This is a genomic window from Curtobacterium sp. ODYSSEY 48 V2, from assembly GCF_023712625.1.
GTDB lineage: Bacteria > Actinomycetota > Actinomycetes > Actinomycetales > Microbacteriaceae > Curtobacterium.
Genome location: NZ_JAMAXX010000005.1, coordinates 263715 through 282959 on the forward strand (window position 1 = coordinate 263715; position 19245 = coordinate 282959).

23 protein-coding genes are annotated in these 19245 nt (G+C 71.1%); 2 read left to right on the top strand and 21 right to left on the bottom strand.

Annotated elements, in window-relative coordinates:
- Window positions 1–12 precede the first annotated feature (12 nt).
- From M3666_RS09785 to M3666_RS09820, 8 genes are all read right to left on the bottom strand, one after another.
- A complete protein-coding gene (locus tag M3666_RS09785) occupies window positions 13–993 on the bottom strand; it encodes a transglycosylase SLT domain-containing protein (protein WP_251155112.1) in 981 nt (326 codons plus the stop codon).
- Window positions 994–1053: 60 nt separating this feature from the next.
- Window positions 1054–1602 carry a DivIVA domain-containing protein gene (locus M3666_RS09790; protein ID WP_200884098.1) on the bottom strand — a complete coding sequence of 183 codons (549 nt, stop codon included), beginning with the start codon at window positions 1600–1602 and terminating at the stop codon, window positions 1054–1056.
- Window positions 1603–1674: 72 nt separating this feature from the next.
- Complete coding sequence (locus tag M3666_RS09795) at window positions 1675–2685, bottom strand: phosphatidate cytidylyltransferase (RefSeq protein ID WP_081984918.1); 1011 nt, start codon at window positions 2683–2685, stop codon at window positions 1675–1677.
- Entirely contained in the window at window positions 2685–3239 is a 555-nt protein-coding gene (gene frr / locus M3666_RS09800; protein ID WP_066654807.1) for a ribosome recycling factor, read from the bottom strand. The genes M3666_RS09795 and frr overlap by 1 nt, the downstream gene beginning before the upstream one ends.
- Window positions 3240–3284: 45 nt before the next feature.
- Complete coding sequence (gene pyrH, locus M3666_RS09805; protein WP_058729969.1) at window positions 3285–4004, bottom strand: UMP kinase; 720 nt, start codon at window positions 4002–4004, stop codon at window positions 3285–3287.
- 155 nt (window positions 4005–4159) lie between these two features.
- Entirely contained in the window at window positions 4160–4987 is an 828-nt protein-coding gene (gene tsf / locus M3666_RS09810) for a translation elongation factor Ts (RefSeq protein WP_066654809.1), read from the bottom strand.
- Window positions 4988–5067: 80 nt separating this feature from the next.
- Window positions 5068–5976, bottom strand: a complete 909-nt coding sequence (gene rpsB, locus M3666_RS09815; RefSeq protein WP_251155113.1) for a 30S ribosomal protein S2 — start codon at window positions 5974–5976, stop codon at window positions 5068–5070.
- A 440-nt stretch (window positions 5977–6416) separates the two neighbouring features.
- A complete protein-coding gene (locus tag M3666_RS09820; RefSeq protein WP_066654813.1) occupies window positions 6417–7856 on the bottom strand; it encodes a sugar porter family MFS transporter in 1440 nt (479 codons plus the stop codon).
- A gap of 396 nt (window positions 7857–8252) precedes the next feature.
- On the opposite strand from M3666_RS09820, the gene M3666_RS09825 reads away from it, so the two are divergent.
- Window positions 8253–8867 (top strand): M23 family metallopeptidase, encoded by a 615-nt coding sequence (locus M3666_RS09825; RefSeq protein WP_251155114.1) that lies wholly within the window; start codon window positions 8253–8255, stop codon window positions 8865–8867.
- 72 nt (window positions 8868–8939) lie between these two features.
- On the opposite strand, the gene M3666_RS09830 is transcribed toward M3666_RS09825, so the two are convergent.
- The 9 genes from M3666_RS09830 to rplS form a co-directional block, all read right to left on the bottom strand.
- Window positions 8940–9944: a tyrosine recombinase XerC gene (locus tag M3666_RS09830; protein WP_251155115.1), complete on the bottom strand. Its 1005-nt coding sequence runs from the start codon at window positions 9942–9944 to the stop codon at window positions 8940–8942.
- Window positions 9945–9971: 27 nt separating this feature from the next.
- The gene (gene dprA, locus M3666_RS09835; protein WP_066654817.1) at window positions 9972–11222 is read right to left on the bottom strand and encodes a DNA-processing protein DprA; all 1251 of its coding nucleotides are present in this window, start codon (window positions 11220–11222) and stop codon (window positions 9972–9974) included.
- Entirely contained in the window at window positions 11219–12739 is a 1521-nt protein-coding gene (locus M3666_RS09840; RefSeq protein ID WP_251155116.1) for a YifB family Mg chelatase-like AAA ATPase, read from the bottom strand. Before M3666_RS09840 ends, dprA begins: the two co-directional genes overlap by 4 nt.
- A complete protein-coding gene (locus tag M3666_RS09845; protein ID WP_066654820.1) occupies window positions 12736–13089 on the bottom strand; it encodes a YraN family protein in 354 nt (117 codons plus the stop codon). The genes M3666_RS09840 and M3666_RS09845 overlap by 4 nt, the downstream gene beginning before the upstream one ends.
- 153 nt (window positions 13090–13242) lie before the next feature.
- Window positions 13243–13599 carry an Lsr2 family protein gene (locus M3666_RS09850; RefSeq protein WP_066654821.1) on the bottom strand — a complete coding sequence of 119 codons (357 nt, stop codon included), beginning with the start codon at window positions 13597–13599 and terminating at the stop codon, window positions 13243–13245.
- Window positions 13600–13734: 135 nt separating this feature from the next.
- Window positions 13735–14058 carry a DUF2469 family protein gene (locus M3666_RS09855; protein ID WP_058730091.1) on the bottom strand — a complete coding sequence of 108 codons (324 nt, stop codon included), beginning with the start codon at window positions 14056–14058 and terminating at the stop codon, window positions 13735–13737.
- A 49-nt stretch (window positions 14059–14107) separates the two neighbouring features.
- Window positions 14108–14812 (bottom strand): ribonuclease HII, encoded by a 705-nt coding sequence (locus tag M3666_RS09860; RefSeq protein WP_251155117.1) that lies wholly within the window; start codon window positions 14810–14812, stop codon window positions 14108–14110.
- Entirely contained in the window at window positions 14809–15552 is a 744-nt protein-coding gene (gene lepB, locus M3666_RS09865; protein WP_066654826.1) for a signal peptidase I, read from the bottom strand. Before lepB ends, M3666_RS09860 begins: the two co-directional genes overlap by 4 nt.
- A gap of 183 nt (window positions 15553–15735) precedes the next feature.
- Complete coding sequence (gene rplS / locus M3666_RS09870) at window positions 15736–16089, bottom strand: 50S ribosomal protein L19 (RefSeq protein WP_058730094.1); 354 nt, start codon at window positions 16087–16089, stop codon at window positions 15736–15738.
- Window positions 16090–16253: 164 nt separating this feature from the next.
- On the opposite strand from rplS, the gene map reads away from it, so the two are divergent.
- On the top strand, window positions 16254–17045 hold the full coding sequence (gene map / locus M3666_RS09875; RefSeq protein ID WP_066654828.1) for a type I methionyl aminopeptidase: 792 nt from the start codon (window positions 16254–16256) through the stop codon (window positions 17043–17045).
- Between the two features lie 217 nt (window positions 17046–17262).
- On the opposite strand, the gene trmD is transcribed toward map, so the two are convergent.
- Genes trmD through rpsP form a run of 4 tightly spaced genes read right to left on the bottom strand, consistent with a single transcriptional unit; the run spans window position 17263 to window position 19195 of the window.
- Window positions 17263–17955, bottom strand: a complete 693-nt coding sequence (gene trmD, locus M3666_RS09880) for a tRNA (guanosine(37)-N1)-methyltransferase TrmD (RefSeq protein WP_066654831.1) — start codon at window positions 17953–17955, stop codon at window positions 17263–17265.
- Window positions 17956–17957: 2 nt separating this feature from the next.
- Window positions 17958–18518, bottom strand: a complete 561-nt coding sequence (gene rimM / locus M3666_RS09885; protein ID WP_374109577.1) for a ribosome maturation factor RimM — start codon at window positions 18516–18518, stop codon at window positions 17958–17960.
- Between the two features lie 19 nt (window positions 18519–18537).
- Window positions 18538–18774, bottom strand: a complete 237-nt coding sequence (locus M3666_RS09890; protein WP_058730104.1) for an RNA-binding protein — start codon at window positions 18772–18774, stop codon at window positions 18538–18540.
- A gap of 4 nt (window positions 18775–18778) precedes the next feature.
- Complete coding sequence (gene rpsP / locus M3666_RS09895) at window positions 18779–19195, bottom strand: 30S ribosomal protein S16 (protein ID WP_066654835.1); 417 nt, start codon at window positions 19193–19195, stop codon at window positions 18779–18781.
- Window positions 19196–19245 lie beyond the last annotated feature (50 nt).

Consider the following 19245-nt stretch of genomic DNA (forward strand, 5'->3'; position numbering starts at 1 on the left):
CGGAACTGCCGATCAGTACCAGTTGTAGGACTGGCTGTGGCCCCACGCGCCGCAGGGGGTGCCGTAGACGCCGGAGATGTAGTTGAGACCCCAGGTGATCTGCGTCGCGGGGTTCGTCTGCCAGTCCGCACCGGCCGTGGCCATCTTGCTGCCGGGCAGCGCCTGCGGGATGCCGTAGGCACCGCTCGGGTTGTACGCGTTGACGCGCCAACCCGACTCCTTGTTCCACAGCGACACGAGGCAGTTGAACTGCTCGCTCCCCCAGCCGCGTGCGGCGACCATCTGCTGGGCGATCTCCTGCGCGCTGCCCGGGTTCGGCGTCGCGGCCGTCGCCGCGAGCGTGTTCGACGGCGTGACGGCCGTGCTCTTCGCTGCCGGGTCGGCCTGGTCGTCGGTGGCTTCGGCCGGCTTCTCCTCGACCTTGGGCTTCGGCAGCGTGACGCCGTAGCCGTCGCGCGTCACGTCGAACGCGGCGTACGTGCCGTGTGCCGTGAACTGCTGCGGCTCCACGGGCGCCTTGACGAGCACCGGAGCGACGACGGCGGCCTGGGCGACGTCGGGCTGCATCGGGTTGAACAGCGAGCCGCCGACGAAGCCGAAGACGGCGAAGAACGACAGCGTCGGGATGGTCGCGCGTCCGCGCATGAACGAGTTGAGGGTCCGGACGGCCTTCGGCTTCGCCGGTGCGGCGACCGCGCGTCGCTGCTGGACGATGCGCGGGTCGGCAGCACCGGTCGGTGCGATCGGTCCGCGGACGAGGACCGGAGCGGTCGCCGGTGCGGCGGACGTCGCGACCGGGGTCGGCGCCGTCACGGGTGCGCCCAGCGGTGTCGACGGCAGCGCTGCCGTCTCGACCCGCGGGGTCTCGTGGAGGACCGAGTGCCCCGTCGTGCGGAGTCGGTCGCGTGCCGCGCGGCGCTCACCGACGACCGGACGGTCGAGGTGCTCGCGGGTACCGCGGTCGGAGCTGAGGTCTGCCGTGTGCCTGCCCATGAGTGGGTCCAGGATAACGGAACGGTCACGGGAAGAGAAGCACCGGTGTCCCGCGCGTCGTCAGCGGACGGCGAGCATGACCTCGACGACCGCGTCGAGCAGCGCGTCCACCTGCGCCTCGCGGTAGCCGCCGTGCTTCGGGCGGAACACCACCGACCGGACCTCGGTCAGGCTGAGCGGCTTGCCGTCGCGGAAGTAGCCCGCCAGCCGCTCCGCGAAGACGTCGACGTCCTTCGGGTGGTAGCCGGTGCCGAGCGGGCTGGTGCGTGCGAACCGCTGCCCGGTGGGACGCTCGAGTCGCGCGACGACGTCCGACGCCTTGGCGCGGGCCTCGGCGTACCAGGCCTTCTGACCCGTCTCGGCGATCTCGCGCTCCCGCTCGCGAGCGGCGAAGGCGTCCTCGAGGCGCTCGAGCGCGGCGTCGACGTGTGCCGTGGAGTAGCCGCCCTTGCGCATGGAGAAGGCGGTCCTGCGGATCTTCGCCGCCTCGATGCCGGGAGCGGTGTCGCCGGCGGTGTACGCACGACGGGCGTCCTCGAGGAACCGCTCGACCTCGTCGACGTCGTACCCGAGGGACTTGCGGTCTGCGGAGGGGAAGGTCGTGGCCACGGCGACATTCTGCCAGCACCGGACCATGGCGCCACCTGGACGCGCGGTCCGACAGGGCGTCGGGCGCTCAGGTCAGTGGACGACCACCAGGAACAACACGTAGGCCACGGCCGACGACGGCAGGATGCTGTCGATGCGGTCGAGCAGCCCACCGTGCCCGGGCAGGAACGACGAGATGTCCTTGATGCCGAGGTCGCGCTTGATCATCGACTCGGTCAGGTCGCCGAGCGTGGCGGAGCCCGAGATGAGGACACCGAGGACGATGCCGGTCCACCAGGGCAGACCGAGCATGAGCCAGGTCACCACGATGCCGACCAGGATGCTCGCGGCGACCGATCCCGCGAAGCCCTCCCAGGTCTTCTTCGGGCTGATCCGCGGCGCCATCGGGTGCTTGCCGAGGTTGAGCCCGGTGGCGTACGCACCCGTGTCGACGGCGACGACCACCAGGATGAAGGCGATCACCCACAGCTCACCGCGGGGCTGGGCCGAGAGCAGCACGATGCACGCACCGAGCAGGGTGATGTAGGCCTGCACGAACAGACCGTTCGTCAGGTCGCGGGCGACGTGACCGGCCGGCGGCTTCTCCCGCGCGATCGCGACCTCGACGAGCCGCCAGACCGCGATGAGGACGATGCCGCCGAGGATCGCGAACAGCGCCGCGACCTGCCCTCCGAGGAACGCTGCCGGGACCATGACGACGGCCGCGGCCACGCTCGGGATGCGCGGCACGTCGCGCCCGGCGAACCGCATCGCACTCGCGAGCTCGTAGACGGCCACCCCGAGCAGGAAGGCCGCGACGACCATGAACGCCGGCTTCCAGATGAGGAGCGACCCCAGCATGACGACCGCGAACGCCAGGGCGATGGCGATCGCGGCCGGCAGGTTGCGGCCGGTGCGGGCGGTCAGTGCCTCGTTGCGCGCGCCGAAGTCCGCCTTGCGCTGCTTGAGCTGCGCCTCGAAGTCGGCGCGCGCCGCACGGGCACGGGCATCGAAGTCCTGTCGCAGCCCCTTCTTCGTGGTCGGGGCTGCTCCGGTCGGGCGCGGTTCTGTGGGGCGGTCGCCGCCCGGCTCGGGGAGACGCATCAGACCTCGAGGAGTTCGGCTTCCTTCTTCTTCAGCGCGTCGTCGATCTGGTCGACGTGCTTCTTCGTCAGGGCCTCGAGGTCCTTGTCGCCCCGGGCGATCTCGTCGTCGGAGATCTCACCCTTCAGCGCGTCGAGGTCGTCCTTCGCGCGGCGACGGATGTTCCGGATGACGACCTTGTGGTCCTCACCCTTGCCACGCACGAGCTTCACGAACTCCTTGCGGCGGTCCTGCGTGAGCTCCGGGATCGTCACGCGGACGATCTCGCCGTCGTTCGACGGGCTGGCGCCGAGGTTCGGGAACGTCGCGATCGCGCGTTCGATCTCCTTCAGGGCCGACTTGTCGTACGGCGTGACGATGAGCGTGCGTGCCTCGGGCGTCTGGAGCGACGCGAGCTGCGCGAGCGGCGTCGGGGTGCCGTAGTAGTCGACCGGGATCTTCTGGAAGAGGGCGGCGTTGATGCGTCCGGTACGGACGGTCGCGAAGTCGTCCTTGGCGACGTCGACGGCCTTCGCCATCTTCTCGGTGGCTTCGGTCAGGACATCACTGATCACGGTGGTTCTCCTTCGGTACTGCGTCGAGTCTAGTCAGCGTGCGGGTCAGTTGCTGACGACCGTGCCGATGCGCTCCCCGCGGATGGCGGCCGCGACGTTGCCCTCGCCCTCCATGCCGAAGACGTGCATCGGCATGCCGTTGTCCATGCAGAGCGAGAACGCCGTCGCGTCGACGACCTTCAGGCCCTGCAGCAGGGCGTCCTGGTACGTGACGTGGTGCAGCTTCTCGGCGGTGGCGTCCTTCTTCGGGTCGGCGGTGTACACACCGTCCACGCCGTTCTTGGCCACGAGGACCTCGTGCGCGTCGATCTCGAGCGCACGCTGGGCGGCGACCGTGTCGGTCGAGAAGTACGGCAGGCCCGCACCGGCGCCGAAGATCACGATGCGCCCCTTCTCGAGGTGCCGCTCGGCGCGCCGCGGGATGTACGGCTCGGCGACCTGGGTCATGCTGATCGCGGACTGCACCCGGGTCGCCGCTCCGGCCTGCTCCAGGAAGTCCTGGAGCGCGAGCGCGTTCATCACGGTGCCGAGCATGCCCATGTAGTCGGCACGACCGCGGTCCATGCCGCGCTGCGAGAGCTCGGCACCGCGGAAGAAGTTGCCGCCGCCGACCACGATGGCCACCTCGACGTCCTGCGCGGCCTGCGCGATCTCCTTGGCGATGGTGCTGATGACGTCCGGGTTCACCCCGAGGGACCCCGCCCCGAACGCCTCCCCCGACAGCTTCAGCAGGACCCGGCGGCGTCCGGTCTTCTCGTTCGTCATGTGGCGCACCCTTCGTCGAATGTCTCGTGGGAATCTACCCGGCCGCAGCCGGTCCGGCGGAGGAGGTCGTGCCTCCCGGCCGGCTCCGCGCGTGTCGCAGCGCGCAGAAAACGGGGCCCGGAACCGATGTGGTTCCGAGCCCCGTCACGGGTTCGTTACGCGCCGACCTTGACGCGGGCGAAGCCCTGGATCGTCAGACCGGCGTTCTCGGCGGCCTTCGCGACGGACAGCTTGTTGTCCTTCGCGTAGTCCTGCTCGAGGAGCGCGACCTGCTTGCGGTACGCGTTGAGGCGACCCTCGACGATCTTCGGCAGGGCGGCCTCCGGCTTGCCCTCCTCGCGCGTGATCGCCTCGACGGTCGCGCGCTCCTTCTCGATGGCCTCGGCCGGGATCTCGTCGCGGGTCAGGTACGTCGGGTTCGCGAACGCGACGTGCTGGGCGATCGACCGCGCCTCGGCGGCGTCGGAGCCCGCGTAGGCGATGACGACGGCGATCTGGGGCGGCAGGTCCTGGCTGGTCTTGTGCAGGTAGACCTCGAAGGCGTCGCCCTCGACACGGACGACGGTGCGCAGCGCGAGCTTCTCACCCAGCGCGGCGGCGGCCTCGTCGATCGTCTCGGCGACGGTCTTGCCGTCGAGCGGCGCGGCGTTGCCGGCCTCGACGTCGGACGCACCGGCGGCGGCGACCGCGGCCACGACCTTGTCGGCGAGGGTGGTGAACTTCTCGTTCTTCGCGACGAAGTCGGTCTCGCTCGCGAGCTCGACGACGGTGGCGGCGCCACCCTCGGTCGTCGCGACGACGACGCCCTCGGAGGTCGCACGGTCGTCGCGCTTGGCGACGGCCTTCGCGCCCTTGATGCGGAGCAGCTCGACGGCCTTGTCGTAGTCGCCGTCGGCCTCGACGAGCGCGTTCTTCGCGTCCATCATGCCGGCCCCGAGGTCCTCACGGAGCTTCTTCACGTCAGCAAGGCTGTAGTTGGCCATTGACTGGAGTCCTTTCTGGACTGGTGTTGTGGAGAGAGAGGGAAGGGGCGCCGAGCCGACCGGCCCGACGCCCCCGGTGACTACTCGGCCGAGGTGGCTTCGGCGTTCTTGGCCTCGTCGGCGATCGGCTCGCCGATCTCCTTCGCGGCGACCTGCGCGTCGGCGTCGTTCTCCTCGACGGGAGCCTCGGCTACGGGGGCGGCCTCGGCTGCCGGAGCGGCCTGCGCGCCACCCTGCTCACCGGAGAGGAGCTCCTGCTCCCACTCGGCCAGCGGCTCGGCCGTCTCCTCGTCGCCGCCGTTGTGGCGGGTCTTCAGGCCCTCGGCCGCGGCGTCGGCGACGATGCGGGTCAGGAGACCGACGGAGCGGATCGCGTCGTCGTTGCCCGGGATCGGGTAGGTGATCTCGTCGGGGTCGCAGTTGGTGTCGAGGATGCCGATGACCGGGATCCCGAGCTTCTGCGCCTCGTCGATCGCGAGGTGCTCCTTCTTGGTGTCGACGACCCAGAGCGCGCTCGGGGTCCGCGTGAGGTTGCGGATACCACCGAGGGTCTTGTGGAGCTTGTCCAGCTCGCGCTTCTTGATGAGGAGCTCCTTCTTGGTGAAGCCCTTCGTCGTGTCGTCGAAGTCGATCTCCTCGAGCTCCTTCATGCGCGCGAGGCGCTTGGAGACCGTCTGGAAGTTCGTGAGCAGACCGCCGAGCCAACGCTGGTTGACGTACGGCTGGCCGACGCGGGTCGCCTGCTCGGCGATGGAGCCCTGCGCCTGCTTCTTGGTGCCCACGAAGAGGATCGTGCCACCGTGCGCGACCGTCTCCTTGACGAAGTCGTACGCGCGGTCGATGTAGGCCAGCGACTGCTGCAGGTCGATGATGTGGATGCCCGAGCGCTCGGCGAGGATGAAGCGCTTCACCTTCGGGTTCCACCGACGGGTCTGGTGTCCGAAGTGGACGCCGCTGTCGAGCAGCTGGCGGATGGTGACGACGGCCATGCCGTCCCTCCTTGTTCTCGGCACACGACTGTTCGGCCGTGCGCACGGTTGCGGTTGTGTCGGTCGCGACCGGTGGCCGTGACCCCTGGCGCCCTGTCCGCGCGGCCGCCCGCTCGTGAGAGCAGGACCGGTGGCCGCGGAACGTGTCGTGGCGAGAGCACTGCTGTTGGACGAGCACTGCTGTTGCACGAGCACTGTGGACGCGCGAAGTCAGCGCGCCGGAGCGCGCTGCGGTCGCAATGTTAGCAGGTCCGGACGCCCAGGCCGTCGCCGGACACGACGGAGCCCGGACACGACCGCGCCCGGTACGACGGCGCCCGGACACGACCGTGCCCGGGACACGACCGCGCCCGGGACACGACGGAGCCGGGACGCACGGGAGGCGCGGTGCGGGTCCGACCCGCACCGCGCCTCCCGTCAGGTGGTGACGCCGGTGGACGCTACTTCGCCGACACCGTGTCGCCCTCTGCCGTGATGCCCATCTCCTCGAGGGAGCGGCCCTTCGTCTCCGGGATCTTCGCGATGACGAAGAACAGCGAGAGCAGGGCGAACAGGGCGTAGATGCCGTAGGTCACCGTCAGGTTGAAGCCGGAGAGCACCGGGAACGAGATGGTGACCACGAAGTTCGCGATCCAGTTGGCGGCCGAGCCGACGCCGAGCGCGGTCGCACGGATGCGGTTCGGGAACATCTCGCCGAGCAGGACCCACATGAGCGGACCCCAGGTGGCGCCGAAGGAGACCACGAACAGGTTGGCGAAGATCAGCGCGATGATGCCCCAGGAGCCGGGCAGGCTCGGCGCGCCGTCCACGATCGTGGCCTGCGAGAACGCGATCGCGACCATCGTGAGCGAGACGAACATGCCCGACGAGCCCGCCACGAGCAGCGGCTTCCGGCCGAGCTTGTCCACGGTGAAGATCGCGATGAACGTGACGGCGACGTTGACGATCGACGTGATCGTCGAGATGAGGAACGAGTCGCTCTCCTTGAACCCGACCGCCTGCCAGAGGGTCGTCGAGTAGTAGAAGATCACGTTGATGCCGACGAACTGCTGCAGCACGGCGAGGATGATGCCGACCCAGACGATGGGCTGCAGACCGAAGCGGTTGCCCCGGATGGAGCCCTTCTTCTCGTTGGCCTCCTTCTTGATGCCGTCCTGGATCTCCTCCAGGCTCGTGTTCACGGTGTCACGCGGGACGATCTTGCCCATGACCTCGCGGGCGTCGTCGGCGCGGCCCTTCGAGAGCAGGAAGCGCGGGGACTCCGGCAGGGTGATCGCGAGCACGCCGTAGACGACGGACGGCACGACACCGACGAGGAACATCCAGCGCCAGGCGGCGAGGCCGAGGACCTGCTCCGAGGCGCCACCGGCGGTCACCGCGAAGAGCTGGTCGGAGAGCAGGGCGGCGAAGATGCCGAGCGTGATGGCGAGCTGCTGGAAGGACGCCAGTCGGCCGCGGATCGCCTTCGGGGAGACCTCGGAGATGTACGCGGGGGCGATCACCGACGCGGTACCGATGCCGAGGCCACCGACGAGACGCCAGATGACGAGGTCCCAGGTCGCGAACGCGAAGGCCGAGCCGATCGAGCTGACGAAGAACAGCACCGCTGCCCAGAACATGACGCGCGTCCGGCCCCAGCGGTCGGCCAGGCGACCGGCGAAGTAGGCACCGAAGGCACAGCCGATGAGCGCGGAGGCGACCGCGAAGCCGCTGGCGGCCTCGGACAGGCCGAACTCGCCCTTGATCGCGTCGACGGCTCCGTTGATGACGGAGGAGTCGAATCCGAAGAGGAAGCCGCCGACTGCCGCCGCGATGGCGAACAGGGTGACCTTCCCCTTGAACGCACGGTCCTCGCCGTGCTGGGTGGACGTGTTCGACACGGTGCTCCAGGTTCTTGCCGCCGTGCTGGGTGGCGCACGGTGCCCCGGCGGTCGGCTGGTTCGCCGTCCGAGCGGCGTTGCGTGTTCCGGAGCGGCCCCGACTGTACTCGCTGGCGGCTCGCGGGGCACATCGGGGCGCGGCGGCGCGGCGGCGCGGCGGCGCGGCGGGGCATACGGGGTTGGACGCGTTCTGGGGTCGCCGTGGATCGCACGGGTTCGCCGACGTTGCACGCGTCGATCGACGCGTGTCGTGTCGCAGCCGGCACCGCGAGAGGACGTGGTGTGGCGCGGCGCCGTCCGACAGCCGTCCCTGCACAGCCCTGGAGGCAGCGGGCACCGTCCCCAGATCGGCCCGCCGCCGCCCGTGCCCGGGCGCGTCTCGACGACCCTCGTCACATGAGACGGTCACCGCTCCTCCCTCGGCCCGGGCGGCCGGGTGGGCTCCTCGTCCTCGCGGTCGCACTCCCGGTCGCACTCGCGGGTCCGCTCGTGGTCGCGCTCGCGAGTGCGCTCCTGTCGGGGCACCCGGCGACGTCCGACGAGGCTGGCCGCTCGGCCGGAACGATCGTGGCGAGCGAGGACGTCGCTCCGGCGCCGTGGGTCTGGCCGACGGGCACGCGCGAGGTGGTCCGACCGTTCGAGGCACCCGCGGACGACTACGCGCCCGGTCACCGCGGCATCGACCTGGCTACGTCCGTCGGTACCCCTGCGGTCGCGGTGGCGGACGGCACGGTGTCGTTCGCCGGGCAGGTCGCCGGCAGGGGCGTCGTGACCATCGACCACGGGGAGGGCCTCGTGAGCACGCTGGACTCCGTCGAACCCTCGGTGGCGACGGGCGACGCCGTCCAGCAGGGGATGGTGGTCGGTGTCGTCACGGTCGGACACTGTCCCGCCGCCGATCCGTGCCTGCACCTCGGCGCACGGGTCGAGGGTCGCTACGTCGATCCGCTGCGGTTCCTGTCGCCGGCTGCCTGGCCGGTCCTGCTCCCGGAGTCGGCGTGGCCGGGGTGACGTGCCGGAGGCCGCGAGGCCGCGAGGCCGTGCGGCGGAACGGCGTCGGGACTCCCGCCCGGCCGTTCGCCGTCAAGCGCGGGGGTGCGCCGTTCGGTAGACCTCCCGGAGCCGGGCGGACGAGACGTGCGTGTAGATCTGCGTCGTCCCGAGGCTCGCGTGCCCGAGGAGCTCCTGCACGGCCCGGAGGTCCGCTCCCCCGTCGAGCAGGTGCGTCGCCGCGGTGTGCCGGAAGGTGTGCGGCCCGCTCGGACCGGCGCCCGGCAGGTCTCCGAGCGCTCGAGCGACCACCCGGTACACGCTGCGGACCCCGAGTCGGCCACCCCGGTCGCCGAGGAAGAGCGCGGGCCCGCCGGAGCGCTGCACCTGCTGCTCGGAGGGGTCCGGCTGCGGGGAGGTGTCCGACTGCCGGGCGGGGGCCGGTGACCGCTCGGCAGCGCGCGCAGCGAGGACCGGGCGACCCCGTTCGAGCCAGGCCTCGAGCGCGTCCCTTGCGGGCACGCCGAACGGCACCACCCGTTCCTTGCCGCCCTTGCCGAGCACTCGCACGGTCAGGCGGTCTCGGTCGACGTCCTCGACGCCGATGCCGACGAGCTCGCTCACCCGGATCGCCGCGGCGTAGAGCAGTTCGACGACCGCCAGGTCGCGGAGCGCAGCAGGGTCGTCCGTGTCCGCCCGAGCCGCGAGTCCGTCGAGCACCGTCCGGACCTGGTCGGTCGACACGACGCGCGGCAGGTGTCCCGCCCCCTTCGGCGCGCGCAGCCGGGCGCCGGGGTCGGTGTCGAGCAGACCGGTCTCGCTGGCCCAGCGGGTGAACGCCCGCACCGACGACGACCGGCGCGCGATCGTGGACCGGGCGAGCCCGCGTCGGTCCGCTTCCCACAGCCAGTCGCGGAGCACCTCGAGACCGAGGTCCGCGGTGGCGGCGATCCCCCGCTCGTCGGCGAACTGCACCAGCTGGTCGAGGTCGTTCGCGTAGGCACGGACGGTCTGGTCGCTCAGACCCCGGGCGCCACGGACGTGGTCGAGGAACGACTCCACCGCCGCCACGAGTCGCCCGTCCGTCTGCTCCGCCACGGGCCCCAGGGTAAGCGTCCGGCGCCGTCACGACCTGGTCCACCCGCCGACGGTGTGCGTGACGAGCCCCTGCAGTTCGGCCAGCGCGAGCGCGTCCGCCACCGCACCCGCCGACATGCCCGAGCGCACGGCGATCTCCTGCTCGCCGAGCGCCCGCCGTCCCAATGCGTCCAGGACCCGGACCACCTCGGGGTCCTGCCGACCACCGATCGGCTCGTCGGCGTGCGTCGGCCCAGCGTCCCTCGACGGGTGTCCTCGCCCGGATCCGCGTCGTCCGACGACGGCCTCGACGGGGTCGCCCGGACCCACGACGATCTGAGCACGCCCCTGCGCCACGAGACGGTGGCACCCGACCGACGCCGACGACGAGAACGCCCCTGGGACGGCGAACACGGGTCGGCCGAGCTGCGCAGCGTGGTGCGCCGTGTTCAACGCACCCGAGCGGGCCCCGGCCTCGACCACGACGGTCGCCGCACCCAGCGCCGCGATCAGTCGGTTCCGCGCGAGGAACCGCCACCGTGTCGGCCGGGTACCCGGCGGGGACTCGGCCAGCAGGCTGCCCTGCCGTGCGACGTTCCGCAGCAGTTCGACGTTGCCCGTCGGGTAGAGCTGGTCGATCCCGCCGGCCAGGACCGCCACCGTCGGCGTGCCCGCCGCGACCGCGACCCGGTGCGCGGTCGCGTCGATGCCGTAGGCCCCACCGCTCACCACCGTGCACCCGGCGTCGGCGGCGGCCGAGGCGATCTCCGCGGTCGCCTCGGCCCCTGCGACGGTGTTCGCCCGCGAGCCGACGACGGCCAGGGCAGGACCGGAGGCCCGACGCCCCGACCGCGTCCAGAGCACGACGGGCGCGTGCGGCCCGAGGTCGTCGACGCCGGTGGGCCACCCGGCCGTGCCCGGCACGACGAGCCGCGCACCGACCGCGCGCGCGGCCTCGAGCGTCGTCAGCACGTCGACCCGGGCGAGCCGTGGGCGCCAGCGCTCGAGGGCGACCCGCAGCGTGCGGGCGAAGGGTGCCGGGGACTCAGCCCCCGGGACACCCCGGTCGATGCAGGAGTCGAGCAGGCCCACGGGTCCGTCGTCGCACGCCGACCGGACGAGCGCGAACGAGCGCTCGGCCCCGAGCCCCTGGACGAGCATCCCCGCCACCGCGTCCCCCGGCTCCACGACGGCCGACCACGCCACGCGCGCCGCTGCCTCGACCGGGTCCACCGCGTCGGCCACAGCCCGACCGAGGAGCACCGCGACCGTCTCGAGCAGGTCGGGCGCCCCGGTCACAGCGCACTCCGGAGGGCGAGGGCCTCGCGCACGTGCCGTTCACCCGGCCGGTCGTCCCCCTGCAGGTCCGCGAGCGTCCAGGCGAGGCGCATCGTCCGGTCCCAGCCGCGCATCGTCAGCGTGCCGAGGTCGAGCGCCTGGTCGAGCGCCGTCGTCGCCCGCCGGTCCACCCGCCCGGGTCCGCGGAGCCACGCCCCCGACACCTCGGCGTTCCGGGTCCACCCCGTACCGCCGAGCCTGGTGCGCATCGCGTGGCGTGCCGCCTCGACGGTCGCCCGAGCCTGCGCCGTACTGGGGGTCGTGCCGTCCTCACCGCGGATCAGGCCGGTGGTCACCCGCGGCACGCGCACCCGGATGTCGATGCGGTCGAGCAACGGCCCGGACATGCGGCCGAGGTACCGGCGGACGGTGGCCGGAGCGCACTCGCACGGTTGCCGCATCGAGCCGGCGTTGCCGCACGGACACGGGTTCGCCGCGAGCACGACCTGACAGCGTGCGGGGAACTCGGCGGCCCCGGCTGCCCGGTGCACCGTGATCCGTCCGGACTCCAGGGGCTGTCGCAGCGCGTCGAGCACCGCGCGCGGGAACTCCGGGGCCTCGTCGAGGAACAGCACGCCCTGTGTCGCACGCGAGACGGCGCCCGGTCGGACCGTGCCGGAGCCGCCACCGATGAGGGAGACCGCGGACGCCGAGTGGTGCGGGGCCTCCCACGGAGGTCTCGTGGTCCACGATGCGACCCCGTGCCCGGCGACCGACCGGACCGCCGCGACCTCGAGCGCCGCGTCGTCGTCGAGGTCCGGTAGCAGACCCGGCAGCCGTTCCGCGAGCATCGTCTTGCCGGCGCCCGGCGGTCCCACGAGCAGGGCGTGGTGTCCGCCGGCGGCCGCCGCGACGAGGGCACGGACGCCGGTGGGGTTGCCCACGACCTCGGCCAGCTCGGCGACGGGTGATCGCTCGGGGAGGACCGGCGGTGCGGCGACCGGGTCGACCTCGACCGGCGGGAGGAGCGCCCCGGCGTCGATCGCGGCGGCACGGAGCGAGTCCACGGCGCGGACGTCGACACCGCGCACGAACCGGGCCTCCTCGGCGTTCCCCGTGGGGAGCACCACCCGCTCGGCTCCGGCGTCCCGTGCCGCGAGCAGCATCGGCACGACCCCGGGTACGGGCCGGAGTCGCCCGTCGAGCCCGAGCTCCCCGATGTACACGACCCGTTCGCTCACGCAGGGCGCGACGTCCGCGCCGGCGAGCACCGCCATGGCGATCGCCAGGTCGAAGCCCGATCCGCGCTTCGGGATCGCCGCCGGCGTCAGGTTGACCGTGATCCGCCGGGCCGGCAGGGGCGCCCCGGCGTTCGCCGCTGCGGCCCGGACCCGCTCTCGGGCCTCGCCCAACGAGGTGTCCGGCAGTCCGATGATGCTGAAGGCGGGCAGCTGGCTCGTCAGGTGCGCCTCGACCTCGATCCGCCGTCCGGTCACGCCGAGCAGGGCGACCGCGGCGGACCGACCGATGCCGGTCACAGGATCCCCGTCAGGTGCTCGATGCCGTGCCGGTCACCGGCCACGTGCACCGCCAGCGCATCGAGACGGACCGCCGGGGCGTGCGTGTCGGGATGCGCCGCGAACCACATCGGCACCAGCCGTCGGAGGCGCGCGGTCTTCGCCGTGGTGATCGCCTCGAACGGGTGCCCGGTCGCCGTGCCCGCTCGCGTCTTGACCTCGATGAACACGAGTGTCCGCCCGTGCCAGGCGACCACGTCGACCTCGCCGCGTGCGCACCGCCAGTTCCGTTCCACCAATCGGTACCCGCGCGCCGTGAGCCATTCCACCGCGCGGTCCTCGCCGTACTGCCCGAGTGTTCGTCGTTCCATGTCGTCGCCTCCACCGACGACGATGCGGCAATGCAACCGGCGCCGTCGGTCGGATGGCGGAACTGTGGATGAGCACTCTTGATGGAAATGTTGTGCAGGAATGACGAGACCCCGGATGTCGTCAGGACATCCGGGGTCTCGTGAGGTCGTGCGTCAGTGCGCGGCTGCGTACGCTTCCTGCACCTGGGTCGAGATACGGCCGCGGCTCGAGACCTCGTACCCGTTCTCCTTCGCCCAGTCGCGGATCTTCGCGAGTTCCTCGGAGTTCCCGCGCTTGGGCGCGGACTTCGGCGCGGAACCGCTGCTGCCACCGGAACGACGACCGGAGACCTTCCGTGCCGCTGCGACGTAGTCCGAGATCGCTTCGCGGAACTTGTCCACGTTGTCGTCGGACAGGTCGATCTCGTAGTTCGAACCGTCGAACGCGAATTCCACGGTGCGGCCTTCGCCGGCGGCGATGGGCGAATCGTCGAGGTCGTCGACGAGCTGGACGGTGACCTTCTGTGCCATGTCGTGCTCCTGGGTCGAGGGGTGGTGATCCCCGTGACGGTGGGTCACGGGAAAAGCTTCACCACCACCGTAGCGCGACAATTGCGGGAATGTCGTCGGAAGAAGCCCGAGTCGCAATTCCAGAAAAGCTGTGGATCACTCGTCGAGTGCGAGTTCCTTGGGCAGTTCGAGTTCCCGCGACGTGAGTTCCTCGACGTTCACGTCCTTGAACGTGAGGACACGCACGGACTTCACGAACCGGTCGGAACGGTAGACGTCCCACACCCACACGTCGTTCATCGTGAGCTCGAAGTAGAAGTCGTGCTCGGTGTCACGGCGGACGAGGTCGACCTCGTTCGCCAGGTAGAACCGCCGCTCGGTCTCGACCACGTACCGGAACTGCGACACGACGTCGCGGTACTCGCGGTACAGGGCAAGTTCGACCTCGCGGTCGTAGTCGTCGAATTCGTCGTCATCCATCGCCCGCACAGTCTACGGCGAGCCGACCGACGATGGACGACGAGGTGGGTCAGCCGGTGACGGCCAGCTCGTCGAACCCGTCCAGGGCGACGCTCGACGCCTGGTGCAGCCAGCTCTTCCGGTGCAGCGCGTGCGCCCCGACGGACCGGATCCCGTCGTAGTGCGCCGTGGACCCGTACCCCTTGTTCGACGCCCACCCGTAGTGCGGAGCCCCCTCGTGCGCAGCGACCATCAGGGCGTCGCGCTCGACCTTCGCCACCACGGACGCTGCGGCGACGGAGGCGCAGTCGCGGTCCGCCTTCACGCGCACCACGACGTCGAGCGGCCGGGCGGACGGGACCAGTGCTGTGGGGACGGCACGGGACAACCAGTCGAACGAGCCGTCCAGCACCACGACGGCGTCGTCGAGGCACAGCCCGTCGTCGACGAGCGCGCCGAGCGCCGCCGCACCGGCCTGGCCGAGCGCGGGGACGATCCCCTGCTGGTCGACCACGACCGCCGTCGCCATGCCCACGGCGGTCCGTGCCCACCGTCGGACGACGGGCTCGAGCTCGGTGCGCCGAGCGGCTGACAGCAGTTTCGAGTCGGCGAGCCCCTGGGGCACGCGTCCGATGTCGATCGTCACCGCCGCGACCCCGACGGCCACCGGACCGGCGATCGCCCCACGGCCGACCTCGTCCATGCCGATCACGGTCACGCGACCGGAGCCGAGCAGCTTCTTCTCGACCCGGAGCGATGGCCGGACCGGGGTCACCGGTCCTTCTCCTCCACACCCGCGAACACGTCGGGGTAGTCGTCGAGCCACGTCCAGCGGCTCGTGGGCCACGAGATGACGAACGCCCTGCCGGTGACGTCCGACAGCGGCACGAAGCCCTTCGACGGGGTGTCGCGGTTGTAGCGCGAGTCCTTCGAGTCGTTGCGGTTGTCGCCCATCACCCAGATCGTGCCCTCGGGGACGGTCACCGAGAACGGGTCGGCCGACGCCGGGGCGCCGCTCGGCAGCAGCGTGTACGGCTCCTTGATGGGCACGCCGTTCACGGACATCTGCCCGAGGTCGTTGCAGCACGTGACCTTGTCCCCCGGCAGGCCGATGACCCGCTTGATGAGGTGGTCGTCGCTGTCGCCGGTCCCGAGACCGACCTGGGTGAGGAGCCAGTCGATCGCCTTCGCCGGCTGCGTGGTCGGCGCGACGCCCGGCACGTTCGTGCCGGTCAACCAACCGCCCGGGTCCTTGAAGACCACGACGTCACCGCGCTTGAGCGACACCACGTCCGGCACGAGCTCGTTGACGATCACCCGGTCGTTCACCTGCAGGGTGTTCTCCATCGACTCCGACGGGATGTAGAACGACCGGATCAGGAACGTCTTGACGAGGAACGAGACGAGCAGTGCCGCGAGGAAGATGATGACGAGGTCCCGCAGGAACGTCAGGACGCCGTTGCCCTTGTGCTCAGCCCGTGGGCGGCGTCCCGATCCTTCGGTGGTGTCCGTCATGTCCGCTCTCGTTCACATGCACGCTCGACCAGCGTGCCGACCCACACCCGCACTCGTCGGACGTGGAAGACCCTGCGCTCCGTGGAGCGCGCACAACGGGAAAGCCCCCCGTCGATGCACAACCGTACATCGGCGGGGGGCGTCCAGTGGAACCCGGCTCGCGGGCCCTCACTGTGAAGGCGATCAGGCGTCGCGCTTCTCCTTGATCTTGCGGCGGGCCGCCTTGCCGCGGAGCTCGCGCAGGTAGTAGAGCTTCGCGCGACGGACGTCACCGCGGGTGACGACCTCGATGTGGTCGATGATCGGCGAGTGCACCGGGAACCAGCGCTCGACGCCGACCTGGAAGCTCACCTTGCGGACCTTGAAGGTCTCGCCGAGGCCGTGGCCCTGGCGGGCGATGACGACACCCTGGAACACCTGGACACGCGAGCGCGTGCCTTCGATGATGTTGACGTGCACCTTGATGGTGTCGCCGGGGCGGAAGTCCGGGACGTCGGTGCGCAGGGACGCTGCGTCGACGTGGTCGAGGAGCTGCATGTTCGTTCACTCTCTGCGGACGCGCACGGGTCGCCGCGGATCGGTGTGTGGAAAGAAGTGTGCGTGCCCGGAATCGGCGACTCCCCCGTGGCAGAGTCCAGCCAGGGCACAGCGGTCCATCATGCCACAGGGAAGCCCGCTCGCAAAACGACCAGGATGGACGCATGATCGAACTCCGCACCCCCGCCGAGCTGGAGGGCCTGCGCGCCGCCGGACGGTTCGTCGCCGACGTCCTCGACGAGCTGCTCGAGACCGTCGACGTGGGCGTGAACCTGCTCGACCTCGACCGCGTGGCCGCTCGGATGATCGCCGACCGTGGCGCCGTGAGCTGCTACGTCGACTACCACCCCTCGTTCGGCAACTCCCCCTTCGGCCGGAACCTGTGCACGTCGGTGAACGACGCGGCTCTGCACGGCCTGCCGTACGACCGCGTGCTCGTCGACGGCGACCTCGTCAGCCTGGACTTCGCCGCGAGCGTCGACGGCTGGGTGGCGGACTCCGCCGTCACGGTGCAGGTGGGCACGGCCCGCGACGAGGACCAGCGACTCGTCGGGACGGTCGAGCGCGCGCTGCTGGCCGGCATCGAGCAGTTCCGACCGGGCAACAAGCTCGGCGACGTCTCCTACGCCATCGGCAGGGTGGCGAAGGACGCCGGCTACAGCGTCAACACGCAGTTCGGTGGGCACGGCGTCGGCCGCACGATGCACGGTGACCCGCACGTGCCGAACGACGGCCGCCCCGGCCGCGGCCTGAAGCTCCGCACGGGCCTCGTGGTCGCGATCGAGCCGTGGCTCATGCAGGGCACCGACGAACTCGTGCAGGACGAGGACGGCTGGACGCTGAAGAGCGTCGACGGATCCCGTGCCGCGCACGTCGAGCACACCGTGGCGGTCACCGACGACGGTCCCGAGGTGCTCACCCTGCGACGCGCCCAGCGCACCGAGGCGACCGCCTGACGGCCGGGAGGCGCGGCGCGACCCCGCCCCGCGCCTCCCGTCCGTTCGTCCATCCATCCGTCGGGACGCGGGCGCCCTCGTCGCGCGACCTGCCGCTCACGATCCAGCCCGGCGGCACGTCGCGCGACCGGAACGTGCGCCGGCGGCACGTCGTGCGACCGGAACGGCGCGGAGCACCACTGCCGGAGGCGCCGGCACCGCGGCGATGCGGCCGGCGCTACGCGTCGGGCAGCAGGTCCGGGCGGACGCGACGGGTCCGCTCCACCTGCTGCTCGTGCCGCCAGGCGGCGACGCGCGCGTGGTGCCCGCTGAGCAGGACGTCAGGCACCTCGAGGTCCCGCCAGAGGGCCGGCTTCGTGTACGACGGGTACTCGAGCAGGCCGTCCTCGTGGGACTCCTCGACGAGTGACTCCGGGTTGCCGACGACCCCGGGGACGAGACGGCCGACCGCCTCGATCATCGCCATGGCCGCGACCTCGCCGCCGTTCAGCACGTAGTCACCGAGCGAGAGCTCGACGACCGAGCACCGCTCGGCCGCCCACGCGAAGACGCGGGCATCGATGCCCTCGTACCGCCCGCAGGCGAACACGAGGTGGTCGTGCTCGGACGCGAGCGACCGGGCGATCGACTGACGGAAGGGGGTGCCGGCCGGCGTAGGGACGACGAGCGTCGACGAACCGTCCTCGCGCAGGATCGACGAGAGCGCCTGCGCCCACGGCTCGGGCTTCATCACCATGCCCGCGCCACCGCCGTACGGGGTGTCGTCGACCGTGCGGTGCCGGTCGGTCGTCCAGTGCCGCAGGTCGTGCACGTGCACGTCGAGCAGCCCGTCCGAGCGGGCCTTGCCGAGCAGCGAGACGTCGAGGACGGAGAAGAACTCCGGGAAGATCGTGACGATGTCGATGCGCACGATCAGCCCTCGCGGTCGGTCGGTGTGACCGTCTCGGGCCGCGAGGTGTCCTCGGGGTCCTCGAACAGTCCCGTCGGGGGCGTCACCGTGACGGTCCCGGCCGTGATGTCGACCGTCGGCACGATGGCCGAGACGAACGGCACCAGGACCTCGCCGCGGGAGGGGGTGTCGATCGCGAGCAGGTCCTGCGCGGGCAGGTGGTCGACGCGGGCGACCGTGCCGACCTCGACGCCGTCGCGGAGCACGCGCAAGCCGACCAGCTGGTGGTCGTACCAGGCGTCGTCCTCACCGGTCTCGGCGTCGGCGTCCTGCTCGACCCAGAGGATCGCCCGCGCGAGGGTCTCAGCGGCAGTGCGGTCCGCGACGCCCTCGAAGAAGGCGACCGGGTGGCCGTTGTACCAGCGGAGCTCGTCGATGGTCAGGGTCTTGCCCGACCACGGCGAGTCCGAGGGGACCTGGAGCGTGAACTCCGCCCCCGGCGTGAACCGACGATCCGGGTCGTCGGTGTAGAGCTCGAGCTTGATGCCGCCCTTGAGCCCGTGCGCCTTCGTGATGCGACCCACCCGGAGTTGGGTCGTCTCCCTAGGAATCGGTGTCGACCACGTCGACCCGCACCCGCTTGCCGTCGGCGAGAGCCGAGACGAGGGTGCGGAGCGCCTTTGCGGTCCGTCCGGCGCGACCGATCACGCGACCGAGGTCCTCGGGGTGCACACGCACCTCGAGGACCTCGCCACGCGCAGAGGTGGAACTGGCGACGCGGACGTCGTCCGGGTGATCGACGATCCCCTTGACGAGGTGCGTCAGCGCAGAGTCGAGCAAGGAATCAGGCCTCGGTCGTCTCTGCGGCGTCGTCGGCCGACTCGGCCGGAGCGGCGGCGGGGGCCGTCTTCTCCGACTTCGGCTTCAGGACGGCCTTCTTGGCGGTGTCCGCGACGAAGGCCTGCTTCGGCTCGGCGACCTTGACGGTGGACTCGGTGTTGCCCTCGCCCTTGAACTTGCCCCAGTCGCCGGTGAGCTTGAGGAGCGCCGCGACCTGCTCGGTCGGCTGCGCGCCGACGCCGAGCCAGTAGAGCGCACGCTCGGACTCGATCTTGATGACCGAGGGCTCCTCGGTCGGGTGGTACTGACCGATCTCCTCGATCACACGACCGTCGCGCTTGGTGCGCGAGTCGGCGACGACGATGCGGTAGTAGGGCGCACGGATCTTGCCGAGACGCTTGAGACGGATCTTGACAGCCACAATTACTCCTGTTGCGTGTTGTTGTGGTTGAACCGGAACCGCGGGCGTGG

Excerpts from the sequence above, each read along its gene's own strand:
- M3666_RS09785 (WP_251155112.1), bottom strand. The coding sequence starts at position 993 with ATGGGCAGGCACACGGCAGACCTCAGCTCCGACCGCGGTACCCGCGAG.
- M3666_RS09795 (WP_081984918.1), bottom strand. The coding sequence starts at position 2,685 with ATGCGTCTCCCCGAGCCGGGCGGCGACCGCCCCACAGAACCGCGCCCG.
- pyrH (WP_058729969.1), bottom strand. The coding sequence starts at position 4,004 with ATGACGAACGAGAAGACCGGACGCCGCCGGGTCCTGCTGAAGCTGTCG.
- tsf (WP_066654809.1), bottom strand. The coding sequence starts at position 4,987 with ATGGCCAACTACAGCCTTGCTGACGTGAAGAAGCTCCGTGAGGACCTC.
- rpsB (WP_251155113.1), bottom strand. The coding sequence starts at position 5,976 with ATGGCCGTCGTCACCATCCGCCAGCTGCTCGACAGCGGCGTCCACTTC.
- M3666_RS09825 (WP_251155114.1), top strand. The coding sequence starts at position 8,253 with ATGAGACGGTCACCGCTCCTCCCTCGGCCCGGGCGGCCGGGTGGGCTC.
- M3666_RS09845 (WP_066654820.1), bottom strand. The coding sequence starts at position 13,089 with ATGGAACGACGAACACTCGGGCAGTACGGCGAGGACCGCGCGGTGGAA.
- M3666_RS09850 (WP_066654821.1), bottom strand. The coding sequence starts at position 13,599 with ATGGCACAGAAGGTCACCGTCCAGCTCGTCGACGACCTCGACGATTCG.
- M3666_RS09855 (WP_058730091.1), bottom strand. The coding sequence starts at position 14,058 with ATGGATGACGACGAATTCGACGACTACGACCGCGAGGTCGAACTTGCC.
- lepB (WP_066654826.1), bottom strand. The coding sequence starts at position 15,552 with ATGACGGACACCACCGAAGGATCGGGACGCCGCCCACGGGCTGAGCAC.
- rplS (WP_058730094.1), bottom strand. The coding sequence starts at position 16,089 with ATGCAGCTCCTCGACCACGTCGACGCAGCGTCCCTGCGCACCGACGTC.
- map (WP_066654828.1), top strand. The coding sequence starts at position 16,254 with ATGATCGAACTCCGCACCCCCGCCGAGCTGGAGGGCCTGCGCGCCGCC.